Here is a 6595-nt window from a genome sequence, read left to right as displayed (position 1 = left end):
ACGCTCGACTCCAACGACATGCGCTTTGCCACGCCGCAGGGCTTCAATACCGGCGAACAGTTCTTCCAGTACCTGAAGGATGCGTTCGACGTGCTGTACGAGGAAGGCGACCCGAGCGGCCAGGACAGCCCCAAGATGCTGTCGATCGGCATGCACTGCCGCCTGCTCGGCCGCCCGGGCCGCTTCCGCGCGCTGCAGCGCTTCCTCGACTATGTGCAGGGTCACGACAAGGTGTGGATCTGCCGCCGTGTCGACATCGCCCGGCATTGGGCGCAGGTGCATCCGTTCGAAGCCGCCGGTGGTGCCGCAGCCGTGGGCACGATGCGCGAGGAAGTTGCTCCGGCCTGACAAATGCCGTCCATGTCGCCATATTTGTGTACGATATAGCCGTCTTTCGTCGCCAGTTCCGGCGACAGGCTGAATGTCCGTCCCCTGATATGGCAACCACATCGAAGAAGGCGGCGCCCGGCGCGGCAGCAAAAACGCCGCGCCGGCCCGCGTCCAAGGCAACCCTGAAAACGGCACCCAAGGCCGCCGCCAATGCCGCGCCGGAGGAAAGTGCCGGCCCGGAGGCCGCCGCCAGCGAGGCTTCCGCCACCGAGGCGATCTACCTCAGCCTGCTGACCGCGATCATGGAGCACCGCCTGCTGGCCGGCACCAAGCTGGTCGAGGAACGGCTGTGCGAAGTGACCGGCGCCAGCCGGGCCCGCATCCGCCAGGTCTTCGCGCGCCTGGCGCATGAGAAGCTGGTCACGCTGGTGCCCAATCGCGGCGCCTTTGTCTCCAGCCCCACGGTGGACGAGGCACGCGAGGTGTTCCAGGCGCGCCGCGTGGTCGAGCCCGCGCTGGCGGCCGAACTGGCCCAGCGTGCCACGCCGGCCAAAGTCCGCAGCCTGCGCCGCCATGCCATGGAAGAAGACAACGCGCGCGGCCGCGGCGACCGCGCGGCGATGATCCGCCTGTCAGGGGAATTCCATATCCTGCTCGCGGAGATGGCCGGCAATGCCATCCTCGAAAAGCTGATCCGCGAAATGGTGTCGCTGACCTGCCTGATCATCACGCTGTACGACCGCCCCGGCGCGCCGGCCTGCGCCGAGCATGAGCACCGCCAGCTGATCGACGCCATCGAGCAGCGCGACGCCGCGCGCGCCAGCGCGATGATGGCGCAACACCTGGAACACATCGAAGGCTCGCTCGACCTGAGCGTGCCCGACAGCGGCGCGCCGGACTTCTACAGCATCTTCAGCAAGGGTTGACGCATGGGTCGGGGGCGCCAGCGCGCGCCTCATGACTGGCATTGCACTCCTTGCCTGGCAGCCTAGACTGGCTGCATAACAACGCCGCGCGCAATGCGCCGCAGGGAGGTGCGCCATGGCTGTCGCTGCCGAAACCGTCACAACCGCCCGTCCACCGCTGGCCTTCGAACGGCTTTACGCGGATGCCGCCGGCGAATCCCACTTCGGCCCCATTTCCGTTGCCATCACCGAGCGCCTGTTCGCGCCGCCCGCGCGCGCCTTCTGGGTGTCGCCGCTGGACGAAGCCGCGCGCCAGGGCTTCCTGCTGGTGCCGGCCGGCTGGGTGGGCGCACTGCACCCGTCGCCGCTGCGCATGTGGATCTTCGTTCTGGCCGGTGCGATGGAGTTCGAAGCCAGCGACGGCGAACGCCGGCCGCTGTCGGCAGGCAGTGCGCTGCTGCTGGAAGACACCACGGGCAAAGGGCATCTGAGCAAGGTCGTCGGGCCAGCCGATGCCACGCTGGCCGTGGTGCAATTGCCGGCCCGCGACGGCTGAATCCGCGGCCCGCCTGGCCAGGCTGCGGCGGACGCAACGCCACCACCGGAGACGCCCATGAATGCTCCCGATCCAGCGGCTTCACCCGGGCCAGCGCCGCAGATGGTGCCCAACGGCTATCGGCAAGGCATCATCACCGCGATCACGGTGCTGCTGGGCTTTTCGCTGGCGTTCTGGCGCTTCTGGGGCTTCGAAAGCCCTGGCCACTGGAACCTGCGCGCGCTGTTCGCGGCGGTATCGCTACTGGCCGCCGTGTCGCTGCAGATCGTCGCGCTGTTCCGCGCGCTGCGCATCGAGGACGATGCGGTGGACGAGTACCGCAGGACGGTACGATGGTTTATCGCGTCGGCCATCGCACTGCTGCTCGGGCTGGCCGTGGCGATGGTCGATGCGGCGCTCGGCCCGTAGGCTGTCCGCGGCTATGGTGCTTGCCGTCGATGCAAGCAACCGCGCAGTTCCGTTCCTGGTGCCGCCATGCCGCGCGGCGCGCGATCCTTCAGTTGCCGAGGATCTCGATGCTGCCGACGCGCTCCGGATAGAAGGCCAGGTACGAGCCCATGGCGGCGACCGCGGCGTAAGGCGCTTCATAGCTCCACACCGCATTGCGCGAACGCTCGCCGCCTGCGGGAATGGAGAAGTAGCTGCAGTCGCCCTTGTACGGGCAGTATGTAGCGTGCGCGGTACGCTCCAGCTGCGCCATGTCGACATGCGCGCGCGGGATGTACTGCACCGGCGGGTAGGCCGCCTCTTGCAGGGTCAGCGCAGCGTCGCTGTCGGCAATGGTGACGCCCGCCACCTTGACCACGACCCTGCCGGCGGTCGGCGTGATGGTGATCGGATGGTCGGGGCCGGGGATCTTGACAGGCTTGTCGGACATGGTCGTCCTCCTGGGGGCATCGCCACGGTGGCTGCAGGCATTCTAGGCGCTTGGCGCGCATCCTGCAGGCCACACCGTGCCCAGTCACTTAGCCGATCTTTTCCAGCGCCGTCCGGTAATACGCGGCACGCCGGACGTAGTCCTCGGCATTCACGCGCAGGTGCTTCACTTCCTCATCCGTCAGCTCGCGCACAGCCTTGGCGGGCGAACCCAGGATCAGCGAGCGCGGCGGGAACTGCTTGCCCTCGGTCACCAGCGCGCCGGCGGCCACCAGCGACTCGGCGCCGATCGACGCGTTGTTCAGGACCACGGCCTGGATGCCGACCAACGCGCCATCGCCCACGGTGCAGCCATGCAGCATGGCCTGGTGCCCCACGGTCACGCCGGCCCCGAGCGCCAGCGGACAGCCCGGGTCGGTATGCAGCACCGCGCCTTCCTGCACGTTGCTGCCGGCGCCGATTGTCACCGGCTCGTTGTCGGCGCGAATCACCGCGCCGGGCCAGACCGAGACGTGTTCGGCCAGTTCCGCGCGGCCGATGATGGTGGCTTGCGCCGCGACAAACGCGGTACCAGCGATGGCGGGCGCGAGGTCGCCAAGTTTGTAGAGTGTCATGAACGAGAGCGTGAGGATGGATCAGGTGTGGTGCCGCAGCGAAGTGGGGCGCTATTCGATCTTGACGTTGGCTTTCTTCACCAGCGCGGCGTAGCGTGTGGCCTCGCTGCGGAAGAAGCTTGCGGCGGCTTCGGGTGTGCCGGGCTCGATCACGGTGGCTTGCTTCTTCATCGCTTCCAGCACTTCAGGCGAGGTGAAGGCCCTGGCGAATGCGTCATGCACGCGCTTCACCTCTGCCGGCGGCATGCCGGCGGGGCCAACCACGGCAAACCAGCCGGCGACGTTGTAGTGGGGCAAGCCTTGTTCGGCGATGGTGGGGATGTCCGGCGCTGCGGCTGAGCGCTTGTCGCCGCACACGCCGATCGCCCGCAGTGTGCCGGCCTTCAGGTGCGGCGCCACCGCGTTGAGCGCGACCACGCCCAGCTCCACCTGTCCGGCGATCAGGTCGTTCATCATCGGCCCGGTGCCCTTGTACGGCACATGGCGCGCACTCACGCCGGCCTCGTCCAGGAACATCTCCCCGGCCAGGTGGATGATGGTGCCATTGCCGGACGACCCGTAGTTGTAGCCGTCGGGCCTGGCCTTGAGCAGCGCCACCAGTTCCTTCACGTTCTTTGCCGGCACCTTCGGGTTCACGACAAGCACCAGCGGCGTGGTGCCGATCACGCTGATCGGGGTGATGTCCTTGATGGCATCGAACGGCATGGTGCGGAACACGCTCGGGTTGATGACATGGTTGTTCGAGACCAGCCCGAGCGTGCTGCCGTCCGGCTGCGCCTTGACCACGGCCGCGGCACCGGTAATGCCGCCGGCGCCGGGCAGGTTCTCGATCACCACCGGCTGGCCAAAGGCCTTGCCCAGGGCCGGGCCGGCCGCGCGCGCGATGGTGTCCACGCCGGAACCGGCGCTGATCGGCAGGATCAGGCGCACCGGCTTGCCGGCGCTGCCCTGCGCGAGCGCGCCGATGCCGGGCGCGGCCAGCGCGGCGGCCATGGTGGCGGCCAGTGCCAGCCCTGACTTGAGAAGGATGCGACGGGGGTGCATGGGGTTGTCTCCGTATCGTTATCGTAGGATCTTTGCGGGCTGCCGCTGTGCCGCGGCATGCCCGTCGTGGTACCGGTCAGCCGGCGCGGCCCTGGCCGAGCTGCGACAGGATCTCTTCGTTGTGCTCGCCGGCCCTGGGCAGCGGCCGGCGCACGCCCGGGCGGCGCCCGCCCATCAGCAGCGGCAGCAGCACCGTGGGCGTGGTCGAGCCGTCGTCGGCCTGCATCGGCACCAGCCCGCCGCTGGCAAGCAGGTGCGGATCGTCGAGCAACTGGTCCGGGCGCACGATCGGCGCATAGGGGATGCCGGCGGCTTCGAGTCTGGGCGCCAGTTCTGCGCTGCGGTGGTGGCGCAGGATCGCGCCCAGCTCATCGAGCAGTTGCGGACGCACCGCCACGCGCGAGGCATTGCTCGCGTACTCGGGCTTGTCGAGAAGCTCCGGGTGCTCCAGCACCTGGCACAGCGTGACGAACTGCTTGTCGCTGACCGCGCCGATAAACAGCTGCTCGTCCCCGGCCAGCGTGAAGACGTCATACACGCTCCATGCCGATACGCGCGACGGCATCGGCGGCGGCGCCTCGCCGGTCATCGCGAACTGCTGCATATGCTGCGAAGCCAGGAACACGCAGTTCTCGAACAGCGCGCTCTGGATCTCCTGGCCGCGCCCGGTGCGGTCGCGCTCGCGCAGCGCGGCCAGCACGCCGATGGCGCCGAACATGCCGCCCATGATGTCGTTGACCGAGGTGCCCGCGCGCAGCGGCCGCCCGCTGGGGCCGGTCATGTAGGACAGGCCGCCCATCATCTGCACCACCTCGTCCAGCGCCAGCCGGTTCTCGTACGGGCCGGGCAGGAAGCCCTTGTGCGAGACATAGATCAGGTGCGGGTAGTCGCGCGCCAGCGTGGCGTAGTCCAGCCCCAGCTTCTGCATCAGGCCGGGCCGGAAGTTCTCCAGCAGCACGTCGCTCTGGCCCGCCAGCTCGGCGGCGGCGGCGCGCCCTTCCTCGGTGGTGATGTCCAGCACCACGCTCTTCTTGTTGCGGTTGAAGGCGCGGAAGAAGCCGATGCCCAGGCCCGGCAGGTTGCGCGTCTTGTCGCCGCCGGGCGGCTCCACCTTGATCACTTCGGCGCCCAGGTCGGCCAGGATCATGCCGCAGGTGGGGCCCATCACCATATGCGTGAATTCGACCACGCGGATGCCGGCCAGCGGCAGGGAGTTGCTGTTGTCTTGGGTCATCTTGCGTCTCAGGCAGTGGCGCCAGCGTGCTGGGCCGGGAAGGTCTTGGGCAGGCCGGCGCGCCACAGCGTGCCGTGCAGGGTTTCGTCCTTGAGCCAGCCGGCCACGTCTTCACGCAGCGCCAGCAGGCGGCCGATATCGATGCCGGTGTCGAAGCCCATGCTGCTGAGCATGTAGGCCAGGTCCTCGCTCGTGACATTGCCGCTGGCGCCAGGCGCGTGCGGGCAGCCGCCGATGCCGGCCAGGCAGGCGTCAAAGCGGCTCACGCCGGTTTCCAGCGCCGCGTGGACGTTGGCCAGGCCAAGCCCGCGGGTATCGTGGAAATGGCCGCACCAGAAGCGCTCGCCGGCGATCTCGACGGCGCGCGCAAACAGCTCGCGCACCATGCGCGGGTCGGCATAGCCGACGGTGTCGGCCAGGCTGACGCGGTCGGCGCCGGCATCGAGCAGCGCCTGCATCAGGCGCAGCACTTCTTCGGGATCGACATGGCCCTGCAGCGTGCAGCCGAACGCGGTACCGACACCGCCTTCGATCAGCGTCTTCGCGCCGCTGGCATCGCGCGCGGCACGGATGCGGGCGACTTCCGCCACCACCTCGTCCGGCGTCTTGCGCAGGTTGGCCAGGCTGTGCGCATGGCTGGCCGACAGCGGCACGAGCATGAGGTCCGCGCCGCTGGCCAGCGCATCCTGCGCGCCGCGCAGGTTCGGCACCAGCACCGAGACGAACAGGCCCGGCAGCGTGCGCGCAAACGCCACCAGCTGCGCGGTATCGGCCAGTTGCGGCAGCAGGTGCGCGGGCACGAACGAGCCGACTTCCAGCTCACGCAGGCCGGCCGCGTACGCGCCGCGAATCCACGCTTCCTTGCTGGCCGTGGGCAGGATGGTGCGGATGCTCTGCAGGCCATCGCGCAATCCGACTTCGCGGATAACGGCGTGGCGGGGAAAGGGAACAGACATGATTCAGGGGCTTCCGGTTTGCGCCCCGCCGTGGGGGCGACGGAAGAACTCTATGAGTTTCTGCCCAAGAGCTGAAGCGG

Annotated in this window: 8 protein-coding genes and 1 pseudogene; 4 read left to right on the top strand and 5 right to left on the bottom strand. The window is 68.7% G+C overall.

Going from position 1 to position 6595, the window contains the following annotated elements:
* From AC3WON_RS18490 to AC3WON_RS18475, 4 genes and pseudogenes are all read left to right on the top strand, one after another.
* Positions 1-348 (top strand): annotated as a pseudogene (locus AC3WON_RS18490) (allantoinase); the annotation flags it as partial.
* Positions 349-437: 89 nt separating this feature from the next.
* Positions 438-1256, top strand: coding sequence for a GntR family transcriptional regulator (locus AC3WON_RS18485; protein WP_492318231.1), 819 nt, complete (start codon positions 438-440; stop codon positions 1254-1256).
* Between the two features lie 115 nt (positions 1257-1371).
* Entirely contained in the window at positions 1372-1791 is a 420-nt protein-coding gene (locus tag AC3WON_RS18480) for a cupin domain-containing protein (RefSeq protein WP_492352452.1), read from the top strand.
* A 57-nt stretch (positions 1792-1848) separates the two neighbouring features.
* Complete coding sequence (locus tag AC3WON_RS18475) at positions 1849-2199, top strand: hypothetical protein (RefSeq protein WP_492318229.1); 351 nt, start codon at positions 1849-1851, stop codon at positions 2197-2199.
* Between the two features lie 88 nt (positions 2200-2287).
* Here AC3WON_RS18475 and AC3WON_RS18470 read toward each other — a convergent pair whose 3' ends face one another.
* From AC3WON_RS18470 to AC3WON_RS18450, 5 genes are all read right to left on the bottom strand, one after another.
* Positions 2288-2668: a DUF427 domain-containing protein gene (locus AC3WON_RS18470; RefSeq protein WP_316155831.1), complete on the bottom strand. Its 381-nt coding sequence runs from the start codon at positions 2666-2668 to the stop codon at positions 2288-2290.
* Positions 2669-2756: 88 nt separating this feature from the next.
* Complete coding sequence (locus tag AC3WON_RS18465) at positions 2757-3281, bottom strand: gamma carbonic anhydrase family protein (protein ID WP_492318227.1); 525 nt, start codon at positions 3279-3281, stop codon at positions 2757-2759.
* 51 nt (positions 3282-3332) lie between these two features.
* A complete protein-coding gene (locus tag AC3WON_RS18460) occupies positions 3333-4325 on the bottom strand; it encodes a tripartite tricarboxylate transporter substrate binding protein (protein ID WP_492352451.1) in 993 nt (330 codons plus the stop codon).
* A gap of 76 nt (positions 4326-4401) precedes the next feature.
* Positions 4402-5559 carry a CaiB/BaiF CoA transferase family protein gene (locus tag AC3WON_RS18455; protein WP_492352450.1) on the bottom strand — a complete coding sequence of 386 codons (1158 nt, stop codon included), beginning with the start codon at positions 5557-5559 and terminating at the stop codon, positions 4402-4404.
* A gap of 8 nt (positions 5560-5567) precedes the next feature.
* Positions 5568-6515 carry a hydroxymethylglutaryl-CoA lyase gene (locus tag AC3WON_RS18450; protein WP_492352449.1) on the bottom strand — a complete coding sequence of 316 codons (948 nt, stop codon included), beginning with the start codon at positions 6513-6515 and terminating at the stop codon, positions 5568-5570.
* Between the last annotated feature and the right edge of the window lie 80 nt (positions 6516-6595).

Source organism: Cupriavidus sp. FW305-46 (assembly GCF_058787075.1).
Note: the sequence above shows the minus strand (reverse complement) of the source record. Positions and strands in the feature narration are given on the sequence as shown.

What these genes read in the sequence shown, in the direction of transcription:
- AC3WON_RS18485 (WP_492318231.1), top strand. Translation starts at nt 438, where the DNA reads ATGGCAACCACATCGAAGAAGGCGGCGCCCGGCGCGGCAGCAAAAACG.
- AC3WON_RS18480 (WP_492352452.1), top strand. Translation starts at nt 1,372, where the DNA reads ATGGCTGTCGCTGCCGAAACCGTCACAACCGCCCGTCCACCGCTGGCC.
- AC3WON_RS18475 (WP_492318229.1), top strand. Translation starts at nt 1,849, where the DNA reads ATGAATGCTCCCGATCCAGCGGCTTCACCCGGGCCAGCGCCGCAGATG.
- AC3WON_RS18470 (WP_316155831.1), bottom strand. Translation starts at nt 2,668, where the DNA reads ATGTCCGACAAGCCTGTCAAGATCCCCGGCCCCGACCATCCGATCACC.
- AC3WON_RS18465 (WP_492318227.1), bottom strand. Translation starts at nt 3,281, where the DNA reads ATGACACTCTACAAACTTGGCGACCTCGCGCCCGCCATCGCTGGTACC.
- AC3WON_RS18460 (WP_492352451.1), bottom strand. Translation starts at nt 4,325, where the DNA reads ATGCACCCCCGTCGCATCCTTCTCAAGTCAGGGCTGGCACTGGCCGCC.
- AC3WON_RS18455 (WP_492352450.1), bottom strand. Translation starts at nt 5,559, where the DNA reads ATGACCCAAGACAACAGCAACTCCCTGCCGCTGGCCGGCATCCGCGTG.
- AC3WON_RS18450 (WP_492352449.1), bottom strand. Translation starts at nt 6,515, where the DNA reads ATGTCTGTTCCCTTTCCCCGCCACGCCGTTATCCGCGAAGTCGGATTG.